Source organism: Aquimarina megaterium XH134 (genome assembly GCF_000520975.1).
GTDB lineage: Bacteria > Bacteroidota > Bacteroidia > Flavobacteriales > Flavobacteriaceae > Aquimarina > Aquimarina megaterium.
Genome location: NZ_JACB01000004.1, coordinates 170602 through 188109, shown reverse-complemented (window position 1 = coordinate 188109; position 17508 = coordinate 170602). Strand labels below are relative to the sequence as shown.

13 protein-coding genes are annotated in these 17508 nt (G+C 32.1%); 6 read left to right on the top strand and 7 right to left on the bottom strand.

From position 1 onward, the window contains the following. Positions 1–7 precede the first annotated feature (7 nt). Complete coding sequence (locus Z053_RS0105875) at positions 8–1312, top strand: carboxypeptidase-like regulatory domain-containing protein (RefSeq protein ID WP_025664112.1); 1305 nt, start codon at positions 8–10, stop codon at positions 1310–1312. Positions 1313–1503: 191 nt separating this feature from the next. Next, positions 1504–2958: a S41 family peptidase gene (locus Z053_RS0105870; RefSeq protein WP_081748217.1), complete on the top strand. Its 1455-nt coding sequence runs from the start codon at positions 1504–1506 to the stop codon at positions 2956–2958. 6 nt (positions 2959–2964) lie between these two features. Here the strand turns inward: Z053_RS0105870 and Z053_RS0105865 are convergent, their stop codons facing one another. The 6 genes from Z053_RS0105865 to Z053_RS0105840 form a co-directional block, all read right to left on the bottom strand. After that, positions 2965–3153, bottom strand: a complete 189-nt coding sequence (locus Z053_RS0105865; protein ID WP_025664110.1) for a hypothetical protein — start codon at positions 3151–3153, stop codon at positions 2965–2967. A gap of 128 nt (positions 3154–3281) precedes the next feature. Continuing rightward, positions 3282–3611 (bottom strand): hypothetical protein, encoded by a 330-nt coding sequence (locus tag Z053_RS0105860; RefSeq protein WP_025664109.1) that lies wholly within the window; start codon positions 3609–3611, stop codon positions 3282–3284. A 68-nt stretch (positions 3612–3679) separates the two neighbouring features. Then, entirely contained in the window at positions 3680–5122 is a 1443-nt protein-coding gene (locus Z053_RS0105855; protein WP_025664108.1) for a rubredoxin, read from the bottom strand. Between the two features lie 2 nt (positions 5123–5124). Further along, positions 5125–8646, bottom strand: a complete 3522-nt coding sequence (locus tag Z053_RS0105850) for a nitrate reductase (RefSeq protein WP_025664107.1) — start codon at positions 8644–8646, stop codon at positions 5125–5127. A 257-nt stretch (positions 8647–8903) separates the two neighbouring features. Next, a complete protein-coding gene (locus Z053_RS0105845; protein WP_035095218.1) occupies positions 8904–10304 on the bottom strand; it encodes an MFS transporter in 1401 nt (466 codons plus the stop codon). 219 nt (positions 10305–10523) lie between these two features. Further along, entirely contained in the window at positions 10524–11216 is a 693-nt protein-coding gene (locus Z053_RS0105840) for a response regulator (RefSeq protein WP_025664105.1), read from the bottom strand. 388 nt (positions 11217–11604) lie between these two features. On the opposite strand from Z053_RS0105840, the gene nirB reads away from it, so the two are divergent. From nirB to Z053_RS0105820, 4 genes are all read left to right on the top strand, one after another. Then, positions 11605–14121, top strand: a complete 2517-nt coding sequence (gene nirB / locus Z053_RS0105835; protein WP_025664104.1) for a nitrite reductase large subunit NirB — start codon at positions 11605–11607, stop codon at positions 14119–14121. A gap of 15 nt (positions 14122–14136) precedes the next feature. Further along, positions 14137–14514 carry a nitrite reductase small subunit NirD gene (gene nirD / locus Z053_RS0105830; protein WP_025664103.1) on the top strand — a complete coding sequence of 126 codons (378 nt, stop codon included), beginning with the start codon at positions 14137–14139 and terminating at the stop codon, positions 14512–14514. 79 nt (positions 14515–14593) lie between these two features. Next, the gene (locus Z053_RS0105825; protein ID WP_025664102.1) at positions 14594–15181 is read left to right on the top strand and encodes a DUF4202 domain-containing protein; all 588 of its coding nucleotides are present in this window, start codon (positions 14594–14596) and stop codon (positions 15179–15181) included. 13 nt (positions 15182–15194) lie between these two features. Then, positions 15195–16520 carry a PAS domain-containing sensor histidine kinase gene (locus Z053_RS0105820; protein WP_025664101.1) on the top strand — a complete coding sequence of 442 codons (1326 nt, stop codon included), beginning with the start codon at positions 15195–15197 and terminating at the stop codon, positions 16518–16520. A 7-nt stretch (positions 16521–16527) separates the two neighbouring features. On the opposite strand, the gene Z053_RS0105815 is transcribed toward Z053_RS0105820, so the two are convergent. Further along, positions 16528–17394, bottom strand: a complete 867-nt coding sequence (locus tag Z053_RS0105815) for an N-acetylglucosamine kinase (protein ID WP_025664100.1) — start codon at positions 17392–17394, stop codon at positions 16528–16530. Positions 17395–17508: the final 114 nt, after the last annotated feature.

Sequence of the window (17508 nt, the reverse complement as noted above, 5' to 3'; positions counted from 1 at the left end):
TCGAGCTATGAACAAAAAAAGTATTTTTTTTCACAATAGATATACCTCTTTTCTATTGTTTATTTTGCTAACTATCTCATATTCTGCTCACATACAAGCATTCACTTATATACAGGATAGTAGCCAAGATGACACCAATTATAACGAGTACAAAGGATATATACTCGATAGTGAAAACAATCGACCTCTGATATCTGCATCTATTGAAGTAAATGAAACGAATATTTCTACAGTTACAAACGATGAAGGGAAATTTTCGTTAAAGGTTCCTAAAGAGATGGCTAATGGAAAAATAACAGTCTCTTATCTTGGGTATAGAGATAAAGTGATTATGTTATCCAAATTTAATGGTAAAGAGTTAAAAATAAAACTAAATACCTCTATCACCGAATTATCCGAAGTTAATATTGATCCTAAGGATCCAAATGCACTTATACGTGAAGTAATAAAGAGAAAAGGGAGTAATTATCTTAATGAAAACAGTATCATGACTGCCTTTTATCGAGAAACCATCAAAAAACGCAGAAGCTATGTATCGCTTTCTGAAGCTGTGGTAGATGTCTATAAAAACCCTTATGAATCGACAAAAACAGATATCATTAAACTTTTTAAAGCTAGAAAAAGTGCCGACTATAAAAAATTAGACACCTTAACATTAAAATTACAAGGAGGACCTACCAGTACACTTTATATTGATGTGATGAAAAACCCTGAGATTCTTTTTACTGCAAATATGACCGATACTTATATTTTTAGTTTTGATAAGTCTACAAGAATTCATGATCAATATATTTATGTATTAAATTTTAAACAACGCCCATACATAAAAGAACCATTATATTATGGAAAATTGTATATAGATGCAGAAACATTAGCAATGACCAAAGCTGTCTTTAGTCTTAATATGGAAAATAAAGAAGAGGTTAGCAAAATGTTTGTTAGAAAAAAACCAAAAAAAGCAAAAGTATACCCTACCCAAGCATCTTATACAATTGATTATCGTCAAAAAGATGGAAAATGGTATTATAGTTATGGAAGAATTGATCTTGTCGTAAAAATTAACTGGAAGAAGAAATTATTTAATTCGGTTTATAAATTAAATGTAGAAATGGCGGTGACCGACTGGAAAAAGAATATTAATAACGAAACGGTTAGGTCAAGAGATCAATTAAAATCTTCTGTGGTCATCAGCGATGAAGCATCTGGATTCTCTGATCCTGTATTCTGGGGTGAATACAATGTTATAGAGCCGGAAAAATCTATAGAATCAGCAATCAAAAAAATAAAAAGACAACTGCGAAAATTAAACTAAAAACAAAACAATTTGCAATCTAAAAAGAGTATGTTTTTCATACTCTTTTTTTATTAAACTCATGGTATTAAATCTAGTAATAGATAAAATTCACTCAACAATTTTATTATTTTTACACCTGGGAAAACAAAAAGATTGCAACAATAAGCAATCTAAAGAAGTCAATTAAGTTATATCGTTAAAATCATCTAATGAAAAAAATACAGTGTTTTGTACTTTTTTACATACTCACTTGTGTAGTTTATGCACAAAAACGCATGGATTCTCTTGCTGTTAGAGAAGATTTTAGGATTTTTGAAAATATCCTTAAAAAAGGACACCCCAGTTTATATGAATATATTGATCAAGATTCTTTGGAGTATATTTTTGAGATTACAAAAGAATCCCTAACTACAACAGATTCTGATATAAAATTATATCAAAATATGCTAGATGTTACAGATAAAATAAAAGATGGACATCTTTCATTTTTTGCTCCCAATACCATAAAAACAGACCAATATTATTTTCCTCTGATTCTTAAATTAATAAATACAGAGTTTTATACCGATACCGATGATTTTGATATCCCAATAGGTTCTAAAATTAATCGAATTAACGGGAGAAAAACTTATGAAATTTTACAACACCTAAAGAAATATGTGCCAAGTGACGGCTATAATCTCACTCGAAAATATAGAGAAATAGAATTGAAGTTCGGATTATACTTTGCATACGAATATGGCATTGAGAAAAAATTTAGCATCGACTATACAGAACCAGATGGTACAGAAAAAAATAAAGTATTACCTGCAGAATCTTTTGTAAACGTAAGACTTAGAAACACCAAACGTAATTCCTATTTTGCTTCATATCATAACCAAGAAAATGGCTTTGACTACTTTGATACATTTATCAATAACAAAAGCCCCTTTGTGTATTACAAAGAAGACATAAATACTGCCGTCGTAGTGGTCAATTCATTTAGAGGAGATCTCAGGATTTTTAAATCGAATCTAACAAAAATCTTTAAAGAAATTAATAAAAAGAAAATTAGTAATCTTATCGTTGATGTTCGACAAAATGATGGAGGTTTTAGATCTAATGCTGTACATTTATTCTCATTCATCACCAATAGTGTATTTAAACAGATAACTAGTGAATATGTAGCTTCACTTACTGTTCCCGAGCGAAAACATGTCACCAAGACCTATCTTAGTGAAAAACATTTTTTAAAAGATAAGTTTTATAACCATCCTATATATGATGGATGGAAACTGGTTTTTGATGATATGGAAGCTCTTATGGTTCCCGATAAAGATAGATTTCGAGGAAATGTATATGTACTTGCAGGGGGAGCAACTTTTTCTGCCGGATCTACCTTTGCATTAAATGTTAAAAATGACCCTAATATTATTTTGGTAGGAGAAGAAACCGGTGGTGGATATCATTTTTCTAATGGAGAGTTTCCTGTATATTACGAATTTCCTAATTCCAAAATAATTATGGTAATGTATATGGAAAAAATCAACCATCATGTAATAGACAAAAGAGTTCCCAAAGGATCTGGTGTACTTCCAGACAGGCAAACTATATTCTCTATCGATGATCTAATCTCTGGCAGAGATCCTGACCTGGATTATGTTTTAAAATTGATTCGGGGATAAGTAAAATCACCCAATATATGTATTTACACTGGTGACTAACTCACAAGAATTATGTAGCATTTGCTTAAATCTTAATGCAAGATGCTCATCGTTAAACTTCATTGCCTCACTAATACTGTTAGACAATACCAGTTCGCCGATAAGATATTCAACAAAATAACTTTGGTCATCTGTTAGAAGTACATATTCTGTCATACGATAATTTATTTTCCGAACTATATTTTATGATGATACAACCTCATAAAGTTCGAAGGTAAAAATAAGTTTAAAACCTACTCAAAAAGATAAAGGAGTAGAATACTTTTACACAGAAGTATTAACAATTATATTGTATGAATTTCAATTTTTCTTAAAAGTCCTGTTTCAATATATTCTGAAATTTTGTTGATCTCTTTAACGTTTTCGGTTGCTATAGGGATCCAACCATCTATTTTAATTTTATCATTAGGATTGCTACTAAAAAACATCTCATACTCACAGTCTTTTAATTTGTTTTTACCGAAAGAATAATTTGGATTATTTTTAGTTTTATCCTGTATTCTTTTTTTGACAATTTCGATTTTGGAAGCTAAATCCAAAGCTTCCGTATCTCTATGTACTTCTACTTCTAAAAATTCTGAAATAGATACCATAATTATTTCTTCTAAATTCATAAGTAAAAATTTTAGTTATCATTATTATCTAAACTATTCTATTCCCTAACTTAATATCAGAATCACCTTTACATTACCCGCATTTTAATCTTCTTAAAATTATTTTTTGGAGCTTCACAGAGAGAACAGCCATAATTATCTGGTAATTCAACAAAATCTACTCCTCTTGGGATTTTGTTTAATACATCTCCAATTAAAGAATCATAAATAGTTTGACAATTATTACATTGATACACTTCAATCTCAAGAGTTTCTTTTTTAATACCTAGCTCAGAGGGTTGATCATCTTCCATTTTTCCTAAATTTTGAAAATATGTTTTTGTTAATTCAAGTAATATTCCTGGTAAATCCATTTGATCTATATCTTGAGCATATACAATATATTGTTGGGTATTAGGGTTGAAATTTTTAGCATACAACACATTATATGTTGGCCTTACTACAAAATCCTGAATAATGTCTGATATCTTATTTTCTTCTATCATTATAGATGTAAAATATCGCTTTTGATCATGTTTAAATATGATTCCAAAAGTTAATCCATAGGTACTGATATCATTTTGGTCAAAGTTCATCACTAAAAACTTTTTTAGATCAAATGCTTTTTTATTATTAACTGGTATATGCCAGTTTAGTTCTAAGGCCGAGTGTCGAACATTTATACCAAATTTCCCTAGTAATTTTTCTAAAACCAACTTACTTTCTTTTGGTATTCCTTTTATTATAAAAGATTTCCAAGGAGTTAGACATATTTTTCCTATTCGATATTCTATACAAAATTCACATAGAGTATTTAGAAATTCTAAATTATATCTATTGTTTCTCCAATATAACCCCAACCAATATTGATGTTCATCCATTTTGTTCATTCCTTCGTAATAGGGAAACGGGCTAAAATTAATTTGAAGTGGCTTTTCTATTATTCTATTATTAGCTTCTAGGTTCTTATTCAAAAATTGAAACAGCTCATTAACATTATTCACGTTTTGATATTCATTTTCAATTGCTTTTGCAACTTTTGCAATATCCCATGTATAAATTAACACGGGATAAAATACTTCTTCCCAATTGGGTAATTTTAAAAATAAATACCAATAATCTTCATAAGAAGAAGCTATAAAGTTTAAATCGCCTGTAAACACAGGAACGATCTGTTGCTTAGGGTCGGTAATGTTTATTTTTAATTTTGGACTATACCTAAATTCTTCAAGAATATATAAATAGGTTGTGTCTCGTAACCAGACCGTAGCGTTAAAAATATCAATAGAAACATAAGAACAACTGATATTTTGTTGTGTTTCTGAGGCAAAAAAGGACGAGTCAAAAAAATCACTTTTGGTAATAATATTTCCATTACTATTCTTTTTAGGAAAAATAATATCCTGCCGAGATCCAAAATGAAAAACATCAAGCCCCAGATTCTGAGCGTACTTAATAATACGTAGCAATTCTATCGGAGACAAAACACCTCCTTTAACATCTACTCGATGTAAATATTTTTCTTTTTTCATAACTAAGTCAATTGTAAGACATTGTTCAACACTTCTTTTATTTCAGGTTTGCAGCTACCACAACCTAATCCTGCTCCAGTTTTGCTACATAGTTCAGAAAAAACCTCGCATCCTGATCTAATCTCTTTCTTAAGGTTTCCCTCTCCTACTTGACTACAAGAACAAATAAGTTTACCTATAACAGGTTTATCAGGTTTTGAAGACTTTAACAATTCGTCTCGTTTCTCTGATAATTCTATTTTTTCTTCAATAAGACGTTTAAAATCTGCAAATTCTTTTTTATCTCCCATTAAAATAGCTCCTATCAATCTATCGTCTTTCACAATACATTTCTTATAAAACCGCCTGCTAACATCCATAAATACTACTTCTTCAAAAGAGCTATCATTGGCAGGTACATCTATATTACCAATACTACAAAGGTCTAGATCTTCAAATTTGAGAATATTCATGAAAACAGAACCTCTATATATTGCGCTATAATCCCCCAACAAATATTTAGCTACGATATCAGCTTGTTGTTCTGCTGCTGCAGTAATACCAAATAAATTACCGTTAAACTCGGCAATTTCTCCAATAGCAAATATATTAGGGTCACTTGACTGCAAATATTGATTCACCAATATTCCTCGACGGCAATGAATTCCTGTTTTTTTAAGCAAATCGATATTAGGAGTTGTACCTATAGAGTACACTACTGCATTACAGTTAAAGGATTTACCAGACTTTAAATTAACCAGTAAATCGCCATTATTCTGTTTAAAAACAGTATCTACTTCGTTATCAAAATAGATTTGAATTCCTTTTTCTTTTACATGTTCTGCTAATAAACGACTGGCAACAATATCAAGTTGACGTTCCATTAATCGGTTTCCTTTTTGTACAATTGTAATCGTTATTCCTTTTTTACGAAGTACTGCTGCCAATTCTAACCCTAGTAATCCGCCACCTACTATGGTTACATGCTGCCTATTCTCTGGTATACCCGTTTGATTGAGATATGATTTTAACTTATCGGCATCGCTACGATTGCGTAGGGTAAATCTTCCCGGACGATGTATTGGGACTTCCTTCGGGATAAAAGCACGGCTACCTGTTGCCATTAAAATAACATCATAATCATGTTTTTGGCTTTTACTATCTATAAGGTGTTTTTTTTCTCTATTAATTTCAATAACAGGGTTACTTACGAAGAGGGTTACATTAAGTGATTTCATATTTCCCTCTCGCATCTTCTGTAACTGTTCCCATTTTAGTTCTTCACTTATATATTCAGGAAGTAAAACTCTGTTATAAAATGGATATGGTTCTTTAGAAAACACTACAATTTCATCTTCGCTATTAAATTCTCTATACGTTTGAATAAAACGATATGCAGCTGTTCCAGCTCCTACTATACAGATCTTTTGTTTTGGTTTTATAAATTTATAAACCTGAACCGCAGAAAATTTAAAATCAGGCTCTTTAGATGTCGTATCTACAATACTAGTCGTCAAATTATTCGCCCTTCCATAATCATTGCCCAGAACTTTGCCCCAATGCATAGGAAGAAAAACCACCCCTTTATTGATACCATCACTAATTTTTGCTTTTACCTGTACTTTACCTCGTTTACTCTCAATAATAACAATATCTCCTTCTTTTATTTTCCTCAAAAATGCATCAACTTGATTAATCTCTAAATAAGGATCTGGAGTATGAGTTCGCAGTCTATTTACTTTACCTGTCTTTGTTCTGGTATGCCATTGGTCACGTACTCTACCTGTTGTAAGAATCAATGGATATTTTTCCGTCAATAACTCAGAGGTTGGTTGCGTAAACTTCGGGATTACAAATTTTACATTTCCAGTATCGGTATGAAATTTTTTATCTTCAAATAATCGCGATGTACCAGGATGATTATTCTTGGGTACGGGCCATTGAAAACTGCCTTCTGTTTTAAGACGTGAATAGCTAAGTCCAGAAATATCGATAGTAGTTCCTTTGGTTAGTGTACAATGTTCTTTATATACTTCTTCTACAGTGTTATAATCAAATCCTCGATATCCCATTTTTTGTGCAAAACTCCAAAGAATTTCTACATCTGGCATTGCTTCTCCCGGAGGATCAATCACTTTATTAAGGTAAGTAATCCTACGCTCACTATTTGTCATTGTACCTTCCTTTTCTGCCCATCCGGCTGCTGGAAGCACTAAATCAGCATACTGGATGGTCTCTGATCGATGTGATATATCCTGAACTACAACAAACTTGGCACTCTGTAAAGCTTTTTCTACTTTATTAGCATTAGGAAGGCTTACCAATGGATTAGTGCATATAATCCAAATGGCTTTTAGTTTTCCATTTTCTAATGCATCAAACATTTCAGTAGCAGTAAGTCCTGGTTTTTCCGAAATCTCTTTTCCTCCCCAAAAGTTTGCTACTTCCTTCCTGTCTTCTTCATTTGAAAGTTCTTTATGAGCTGCTAATAAATTAGCCATTCCTCCTACCTCCCTTCCTCCCATTGCATTGGGTTGTCCTGTTAAAGAAAATGGACCAGATCCAGGTTTACCAATATGCCCTGTGAGTATAGATAAATTTAATAATGCATTGTTTTTATTAACTCCAATAGAACTTTGATTTAATCCCATCGCCCATAGAGTAATAAACCCTTTTGCGTCTGCAATATAGGAAGCAGCTTTTTTAATATCTGCAACTGTTATCCCACAGGTGATAGCAGCTTTAGATAGAGATATTGATTGCAAAGATTCTTTAAACGTTTCATAATTATCTGTATGATTAATAATAAAACTCTTGTTAATTTTTTTTCGATCGATTAATCGTTTTGCAATTGCATTGTATAAAACTACATCTGTTCCGGGAAGAATCTGCAAATGTAAATCTGCTATATCACAGGATTGTGTTCTACGAGGATCAACAACTATAATCTTTATTCCAGGATTCTTTTCCTTTTGTGCTTCTATTCTTCTAAACAAAATGGGGTGACACCAGGCAGGATTTGCTCCGGCAATCATAAAACAATCTGCCAGTTCTATATCATCATATGCAATCGGGACACTATCTTCTCCAAATGCCTGTTTATATCCCACCACAGCAGAACTCATACATAGTCTCGAATTGGTATCAATATTATTGGTTCCTATGAACCCCTTTACTAGCTTATTTGCCAGATAATATTCTTCTGTGAGGCATTGTCCAGAAACATAAAACCCAACACTATCCGAGCCATATTTTTCGATTATTGTACTAAAAACTGATGCTACCCTGTCTAGTGCCTGGTCCCAGGATACCCGTTGACGGTCATGCCCTTTACTCCAGCGCATTTCTGGATATAGAATTCTATCACTTCTATCTTGAATCACATGGTGAAGATTCATTCCTTTAGAACATAGCATTCCATGATTTACAGGATGATCCGGATCCCCTTTTACTGTAATTAAACCTTTTGGGTCTTTTTTTGCTATAATTCCACAACCAACCCCACAGTATGAGCACGTTGTTTTGTATGATTTGAATGTAGGCATAAGATATAGTTTAATGCACAATTTCTTTATATCAAAACTAAGTATTAATACGTATTCACCATAGTTTCATAACCTTTTTCTATGTTTGAATCAAAAGAATTATCAATTCAATAAAATACTATAGTTTAAAAATAGATTTTGAGGTTATAGAAGGTTTATTTTATTAAATCTCTCATAAAAAAGGTGACTAATATTTTATAATTAACTACATAAAAACTCATAAATACCCTAGCATTTATTCAGAGTTGTATTATTTATTAACTATATACAGGAGTACTTTTCATTTCTCTTGCAACTGCTTTCTCATCTTCTGTTGAAAACTTAATCATAAGTGAGATAACTGCAGTAAAAATCACAAAAATTCCAATAGTAAAATATCCACTAGATACTGCTTCAGATGAAGCAAAAGTTTGAGCTGCTTGTATAGCTTCCTGACTAAAATCTTGATTATCGGCTATTGCTTTCTTCTCTGCCACCGCAGATTTTGATTTTAGCACGAATGCAGCTACAAAAGCACCTACATTTCCTCCCGCGCCAACAATACCAGAAATAGATCCAATTGCTTTCTTATTAATAAAAGGTACAACCGAAAAAGTAGCTCCTTCTGCCATTTGAACCGTAAGACTAAAACCTATCAAAAATATAATTCCTAAAGTCAACTCATTCATTCCCGAAAATAGAGACAACATAATCCCTTCAATTCCCAAAATAATTGCAAGAAATAAAACACGTCCTCTTAGACCTTTCATTTTCCCAAACTTATCCCCAAAAACTCCCCCCAGGGTTCTTGCAAAAATATTCATCAACGCAAATGACAATACAATATTTCCTGCTGTAATTCTTTCAAGTTGAAATGTATTCTGAAGATAATCGTCCATAGTTCCATAAACTGTTAATTCCATACCAAAACACGCAGCATAGACTATAAAAAGTATCCAAACTCTATAATCCTGGATAGCCATCAAGAAACTAACTTCATCTTTTTTAAACCTTATAAATTCTCCTTTAGCTTTCAATTCTGAAAAGTTTCCGTTAGGAGTATCCTTAGTAAAAAAGAAATATATCACACCCATTAAAAAACAAGTAATTCCAGCAATGATCATACAATATCTCCAGGCATCAGTTTCTGCTACACCAAAACTAACAACAGTCGCTGCAATAAGTGGCATTCCTAGTCTATTAACTCCCCCGCCCAAGTTTCCCCATCCAGCAGATGTCGCATTTGCTGTCCCAACTATATTAGGAGCAAACATAATAGAAGTATGAAATTGAGTAATTACAAATGAAGCACCAATAAAACCAATAAATAGCCTGCATATAATAAATTGAATTGGAGTTTGGACAAACCCAAGTAAAATCACTGGTACTGCCCCAAAAATTAGCAACCATGTATAACAAATACGTGGCCCATACCTATCACACAATTTACCGATCAATAATCTCGCAAAAATAGTTCCTGATACTGCTACAATAATAGAATTCCATTTCTCATCTGGAGTTAATCCCAAATCTTTAATTACATCGGGCATAAATGGTACAATACCAAACCAGGCAAAAAAACACAAAAAGAAAGCGATCGACGTGATCCAAAAGGTTCGGATAGATACACTTTTATAATTTAATAAATTTAGAGTCGTAGATTTACTATAAGTATTCATAATTCCTTGTTTTTAGATTCGTTATATTCTGGTTTCAATCAACCAGTGAATATATAAATTCAAATCAAAACTAAGTATAAATACTTATTTTTAAATTAAAAAATACGTAATTCATACAAGAATTACGTATTACAAAATATATCTTCTCAAAATTAAATATTCGACAAAAACTTTGAAGATAATTGTCAATTTTACAATACAGAAGAATGAAGTAAATCTTTAATCAATCATGCCATATTTTTTGGCCTTGTTACTCAGCTCCAATATATTTTTCACTTTCATTTTTTTCATCAAATTAAATCGATGTACTTCTGTAGTTCGCTTACTAATATCGAGTGTTTCTGCTATATCTTTATTTGTTTTTCCCGAAATAGCTAAACGAAGTATTTGATTTTCTCTCTTTGTTAAATCAAAAGGATTCTGTGTAGTTATTTTAGATTTTATTGATATGGTATCCTTTGATAAAGATGCATAATCGGAAGATATATTATCTCCTCCCTTTATTTTTTTAATCAAGATAGAAGACACATCTCCACTAAAATATTTTTCTCCTTTACTCACTACTGAAAGTGCTTTAAGAAATTCATCTTTACTAGCACCTTTTAGAAGATACCCTTCTGCTCCAGCATTTATAGATTGTAAGATATATTCATCAGAATCATGCATAGATAGCATAATAGCTTTAGAAGACACACCAAGTGATGTTAGTTTTTGCACGGTCTCAATCCCAGATATTTCAGGCATTCTAATATCGCAAATTACGATATCTGGTTGTAGGGATTGCACGAGTTCAATAGCTTCAATTCCATCCGAAGCTTCTCCAACTACTTCGTATTGTTCCTCATCTTCTAAAAGAGCTCTTATACCATCTCTTACCAAAAAATGATCATCTACCAATACAATCCTAACCATACAATTTGTTATAATATATTATACTTTCTTTGAGAGAAAAACTATCTCTATGTTCAAAGATATGAATATTTCAAAAACGACTAAGTAGTTGTACTTGGATTTGTATTCAAAAAAACAGAATTAACCATGTTCACAAACAGAAGTATTTAAAACTATTGAAATTGAAATACTCTTACTGCAAACAGTTTTTCAAAACAGATTTTATGGCCAGTTTCAGGTCTTCAAAAAAAGAAAAACAATTCTTTCTAAACAAAATTATGTGAAATAGATTTTATAAAACTCTATGCATATTTTTTAGAGATTCTCAATTTGTTATACTCATAATTACGTAATTCTTATCACAATAATACGTATTAATACTTAATTTTGAATTTTAAATACGTAATTTATGAAAAAGGTAGTAGTAATAGGCAACGGAATGGTAGGTTATAAATTTTGTGAAAAGTTTGTAGCCTCTGAAAAGTTCCATAATTATAAGCTTACAGTTTTTGGAGAAGAGCCAAGAAGAGCATATGATCGTGTACATTTAAGTGAATACTATGCCGGAAAATCGGCAGAAGATTTAAGCCTGTCTTCAACTACATGGTACGAAGAAAACAATATTGATCTTCATATTTCTGAAATGATCACTAAAATCAATAAAAAAGAAAAAGCTGTAATTAATCATAGAGGCGAAAAATATTCTTATGACTATCTGGTCTTAGCTACAGGGTCATCTGCATTTGTCCCTCCTATCCCAGGTGTAGAAAAAGAAGGAGTGTTTGTATATAGAACTATCGAAGATCTCGAAGCTATAAAGTATTATGCCAAAAAACTAAAATCTGAGGGAAAAAATCAAGCTGCAGTATTAGGTGGAGGGTTATTAGGTCTCGAAGCTGCTAATGCTGTAAAAGAATTAGGATTGCAAGCCCATGTGGTAGAATTTGCACCAAGATTAATGCCCAGACAACTTGATCAGGGAGGTAGCGATATGCTGAAAGCTAAAATTGAAGAACTTGGGTTACATATTCATCTGGGTAAACAAACTAAAAATATAGAAGGGGATCATGTTATCGAAGGTTTAAAATATGTAGACGGTAGTGAGCTAAAAGTAGACATGTTAGTCGTCTCGGCTGGTATTCGTCCACGCGATGAAATTGCTAAAGAATGCAAATTAGCAACGGGAATTCGTGGTGGAATTATTGTAGATAACACCATGAAAACTTCAGATGATCATATTTATGCCATAGGTGAAGTCGCTCTTTATAACAAAATGATCTACGGGCTTGTCGCCCCTGGTTATGATATGGCCGATGTAGCTGTATCACAAATCACAGGTAATACCAAAAATATTATGAAGGCAGATATCGATATGTCTACTCAACTGAAACTTATAGGAACAGAAGTAGCTAGTTTTGGTAACGCTCTTCATGAAGGTGAAAATGTTGATACCATTATATATAAAAATAAACGTAAAGGAATTTATAAACGAATCAATATATCTAAAGAGAGCTCTAAACTTTTAGGGGGGATTTTGGTTGGGGATTCATCAGATTACAATTCATTATTTCAGATTTATAATACCGCAATGACTCTACCCGAAAATCCTGAAGATTTAATTTTAGGAAATCGTAATGATGATAATAGTTCTTTGTTAGGAGATGTAATGGATCTCCCAGATGATGCCCAGATTTGTTCATGCGAAAGTGTGAGTAAAAATGTCATATGCAGCGCTATTCAGGATGGCTCTTGTAATGATCTTGGAGATGTAATTTCCTGTACCAAAGCAGGAACGGGTTGTGGAGGGTGTAAACCAATGGTAAAAGATTTAGTAGATGCTACTCTTAAATCACTGGGAAGAAAGGTAAATGATATAATATGTGAGCATTTCGAATATAATAGACAAGAACTTTTTGATATCATAAAATTAAAAGGATATAGAAAATATAATCAGATACTAGATAATTACGGTAAAGGAGACGGATGCGAAGTATGCAAACCTGTAATCGCCTCGATCATGGCTAGTATCTATGCAGATACTGCCAATGAAGAAACTACAATACAAGATTCTAATGATCGATTTTTGGCTAATATTCAACGTAATGGGACGTATTCTGTGGTACCGAGAATTCCAGGAGGAGAAATCACTCCAGAAAAACTAATTGCTCTTGGTAAAATAGGCAAAAAGTATGATCTCTATACTAAGATAACAGGGGGGCAGCGAGTAGATTTTTTTGGAGCTCGGTTAGACCAACTTCCAAAAATATGGGAAGATCTAATTAATTACGGATTTGAAAGTGGTCATGCATATGGAAAATCTTTACGAACGGTAAAAAGTTGTGTAGGATCTACCTGGTGTAGATATGGGATGGATGAAAGTGTAAGTTTTGCAATAGAACTCGAAGAGCGCTATAAAGGTCTTAGATCTCCACATAAAATAAAAGGAGGAGTATCTGGATGTATAAGAGAATGCGCAGAAGCAAGATGTAAAGATTTTGGAGTTATCGCAGTAGAAGGAGGCTGGAATCTATATATCTGTGGAAATGGAGGCGCCAATCCAAAGCACGCCGAACTCCTGGCAGAACAAATAGATAATGAAACCGTAATTAGGTATCTTGATCGATTCCTCATGTTCTATATTAGAACTGCTGCTCCGCTAGAGAGAACTGCAAAGTGGTTAGATAAGCTTGAAGGAGGTATCGAATATCTAAAACAAGTAATAATTCACAATAAACTTGACATTGTTGAGGAACTTGAAAGTGAAATGAAAACTCTTGTTGGATCATTTAAATGTGAATGGACTCAAGCTATACAAGACAAGGAAATCATGAAACGATTTAATCATTTTGTAAACAGCGATGAAACCGATAACAACCTTGTATTCGTTCCTCTAAGGGATCAAAAAATGCCAGAGCCTTGGAAATAAAATAGAAAAAACAGTATGGAAGAAATATTAGAAATATACAAAACCACTACAATAGAAAATGTTACAATTTGGTTTGAAGCAGGAAAGGTGAGCGACTTTCTAAAAAATAGTGGCGCATGCATTAAATATAAAAACAAGCAAATTGCAATTTTTAATTTTGAAAGAAAAAATGCCTGGTATGCCTGCCAGAATGTATGCCCACATAAAATGGAAATGGTTCTAAGCAGAGGGATGACAGGCGACCAGAACGGGGTGCCAAAAATAGCATGCCCAATGCATAAAAAAACATTTTCATTAGATACTGGTAAAAATCTAGACGGAGATCTCACTCCTATCGCTATATATCCAGTAAAAATAGAAGACGACAACGTGTTTGTTGGTTTTGTAGAATAGAAAGGATTATTTGATTCGCAATCATACATCCTGATCCAAAAAACTCTAACTTTGTTAGAATATCAATATACAAAACACTATGTCTGTTAAAAAATTAACTGAAGCTTATACATTATTTGATAAAGCAAATACTCAAGATCCCAATACAGAAGACGTAAACGGGAGTCTTATACCCAAAGAATTAATTTATGGACAGCGAATGACACAAACACTAGAAACATTTGATCCAGAAGCTTCTGATGCGTTAAAACTAGCTGCTCGTTCTCAACATATTTGTCGATGGGAGATTCCTCGTTCTAACTATGTAATGGATCGAACAGGTTATCTAAAATGGAGAGAAGATTTAAAAAAGTTTCATGCTAAAAAAGCATCAGAAATCCTTCAACACATAGGTTATGACATAGAAACTATAAATAGAGTTTCTTTTTTGCTTCAAAAGAAAAAATTAAAAAAAGATGAAGAAACGCAAACCCTTGAAGATGTGATTTGCCTTGTCTTTCTTAATTTTTATTATGAAGATTTTTTAATAAAACATACTGAAGAAAAAGTAATTGATATTTTACAAAAGACATGGCGTAAAATGTCTGAAAAAGGACATAAAGCCGCTTTACAGCTTTTGTATTCTGAAAAAGCTTTAGATCTGATTAAACAAGCAATAAATGGATAAAATTTGAGATCAAATGAATATATCTCAATATATTAAAAAAATAAAACTCCTATTTTATATTGGTATAACAATAACTCTTGCTACAGCAGTATTGGGGCTTTTTTCTGTAATAAACCAGAACTATTTATGGATCTCGTTAATAGTTCTTCTAATCATTCTGGGAATTCTATTTATAAAACTAAATACATTCATTGTTCGATTACAACAGTCTGTGCTAAATTCGCAAGTAAACCTGAAACAAACAGAACAGTCTCTAGCATCTAGAGATCAAAAAATTCAGGAATTAGTAGCATTAAACTATTCTATGAATAAGGCCATTTTATATGCAAGAATCTCTAAGAAAGGTTCTATCATAAGCTTAAGCGAACGTTTTGCTAAATTACTTAATATCGAGCACGATTATGAAAGAAAAAACCTCATCGATCTTATTAATCTTAATGAAGTTCAAAAAAACAGATTACTCGGTCTTATAACCCAAAGCTCAGGAAGTGTATTTAATGAAGAATTTGAGTTAAAAACCAGTATAGGGCAAAAAATCTGGTTAGATATTTCAATACTTACCATTTTTAAAGAATCCGGAAACTCTGAACGACTTATATTATGTTCTGACATTTCTAAACGAAAAGAAGCACAAATTGAAATTGAACGATTAAATGCTTACAGATATAGAGAAAAAGAAGAATTACAAAAATCAAATGCAAGTCAAATTGTAGAGGCCCAGGAAGAAGAAAGGAAAAGAATTGCCAAAGAGATTCATGATAGCATTGGGCAAATGCTTACTGCACTTAAGCTTAATATTGAATCTATTAACCTCGAAAATACAGAAAAAGCATATCAGAAAATTGAAGGGTTAAAACAATTATCAAAAAATTTAATTCAGGGAACTCGAATTGCAACATTTAATCTTACTCCTCCCGAATTAAAAGATTATGGGATTGGCATTGCTTTAGATAAAATGGCCAAGGAGCTTTCTAAACTAACTGGTAAAAATATTCTTTTTGAGAATAAATCAAATTTTGAACAGAGATTCGATTCTCTAATTGAAACTAACCTATATCGTGTTACTCAAGAAGCAGTAAACAATGCTATTAAATATGCAAATTCTAATTATATTCTAATAACAATTAACCATTCTAATTCTTTATTAAGTATTACTATTGAGGATGATGGGACAGGATTCGATATTAATACTATACCTTCTAAACCTAATAATAATGCAAAAGGTGGAATGGGCCTATTCTTTATGAAAGAACGAATGAACTACATAAATGGAAGAATATTTATTAACTCTATTCCTAATGAAGGAAGTAGAATCATTTTGAATTATACTATTTCATAACAGAGATTCAGACTTTACTTTTTTTTTTAATTACCTCATTGCGATAGTAATCTATAATTCCATCAATAGGTCTTCTTACGATATTTCCAACCTTTAGGTGATATGGCCAGACAGCTGCTCTTATAATGTCTTCACTAAAATGAGCTATCGAACCAATAAAATGTATTGGTACATGTTGTGATTCTGGAAAACACAGGACTCTGGTTTCTATAAACTCCTGAATACCTTCGGTAATAATTTTATAAAAATACCCGTTGCGCTCACTAGTAAAAATAAACTCTGCAAAAGAAGCCAGATATGTATTAGGGTTTTCTCTTTTGTATAAGTTTTCTTTAATTGAATCTGAAGAAAGGTCAAAACGTTTTTCAAATTCTGATGCTATTTCGGGAGGCATTCTTTTATAGTAATAATCACGTATTAGTTTTTTTCCAAAGTGATTTCCACTAGCCTCATCCATAAGAATATATCCCAGAGAATCTACAGACATATGAATATCTTCCCCATCAAAGTAGCAACTATTAGATCCTGTTCCTAGAATACATATAATCCCTGGTTCTGTTGTAGCGGCATATACTGCTGCAACCATATCTTCTTTAACGATAACTTCTGCACCAACAAAAAAATCCTCAAAGATTTTTTTCAACATTACTGCTGGTTTTTTTGTACCGCATCCTGCTCCATAAAAATGAACAGTCTCTATTTTATCTTGATAGGAAGAAAGTTTGTCGTTTTTTCTAACTCTTTCTTCTAAGAGAGATTTTTCGAATACAGCAGGATTTAATCCTTCTGTACGGGTTTTAAAAACGATTTCTCCTACATCATCCAGAAGAATCCAATCGCATTTAGTAGAACCGCCATCAGCTAATAAAATCATTTAAAAATTTGTTATGTGGTTAGCAAATAGAATAAATACTAAACATTTATTCTTTTGAATTTAATATGCTATCAACACGAGCATAATCGAAAAATAGTAATTAGAGACAATAGT

Bases quoted from the DNA above. Each gene is read 5' to 3' on its own strand.
- Z053_RS0105875 (WP_025664112.1), top strand. From the start codon at position 8: ATGAACAAAAAAAGTATTTTTTTTCACAATAGATATACCTCTTTTCTA.
- Z053_RS0105870 (WP_081748217.1), top strand. From the start codon at position 1,504: ATGAAAAAAATACAGTGTTTTGTACTTTTTTACATACTCACTTGTGTA.
- Z053_RS0105865 (WP_025664110.1), bottom strand. From the start codon at position 3,153: ATGACAGAATATGTACTTCTAACAGATGACCAAAGTTATTTTGTTGAA.
- Z053_RS0105860 (WP_025664109.1), bottom strand. From the start codon at position 3,611: ATGAATTTAGAAGAAATAATTATGGTATCTATTTCAGAATTTTTAGAA.
- Z053_RS0105855 (WP_025664108.1), bottom strand. From the start codon at position 5,122: ATGAAAAAAGAAAAATATTTACATCGAGTAGATGTTAAAGGAGGTGTT.
- Z053_RS0105850 (WP_025664107.1), bottom strand. From the start codon at position 8,646: ATGCCTACATTCAAATCATACAAAACAACGTGCTCATACTGTGGGGTT.
- Z053_RS0105845 (WP_035095218.1), bottom strand. From the start codon at position 10,304: ATGAATACTTATAGTAAATCTACGACTCTAAATTTATTAAATTATAAA.
- Z053_RS0105840 (WP_025664105.1), bottom strand. From the start codon at position 11,216: ATGGTTAGGATTGTATTGGTAGATGATCATTTTTTGGTAAGAGATGGT.
- nirB (WP_025664104.1), top strand. From the start codon at position 11,605: ATGAAAAAGGTAGTAGTAATAGGCAACGGAATGGTAGGTTATAAATTT.
- nirD (WP_025664103.1), top strand. From the start codon at position 14,137: ATGGAAGAAATATTAGAAATATACAAAACCACTACAATAGAAAATGTT.
- Z053_RS0105825 (WP_025664102.1), top strand. From the start codon at position 14,594: ATGTCTGTTAAAAAATTAACTGAAGCTTATACATTATTTGATAAAGCA.
- Z053_RS0105820 (WP_025664101.1), top strand. From the start codon at position 15,195: ATGAATATATCTCAATATATTAAAAAAATAAAACTCCTATTTTATATT.
- Z053_RS0105815 (WP_025664100.1), bottom strand. From the start codon at position 17,394: ATGATTTTATTAGCTGATGGCGGTTCTACTAAATGCGATTGGATTCTT.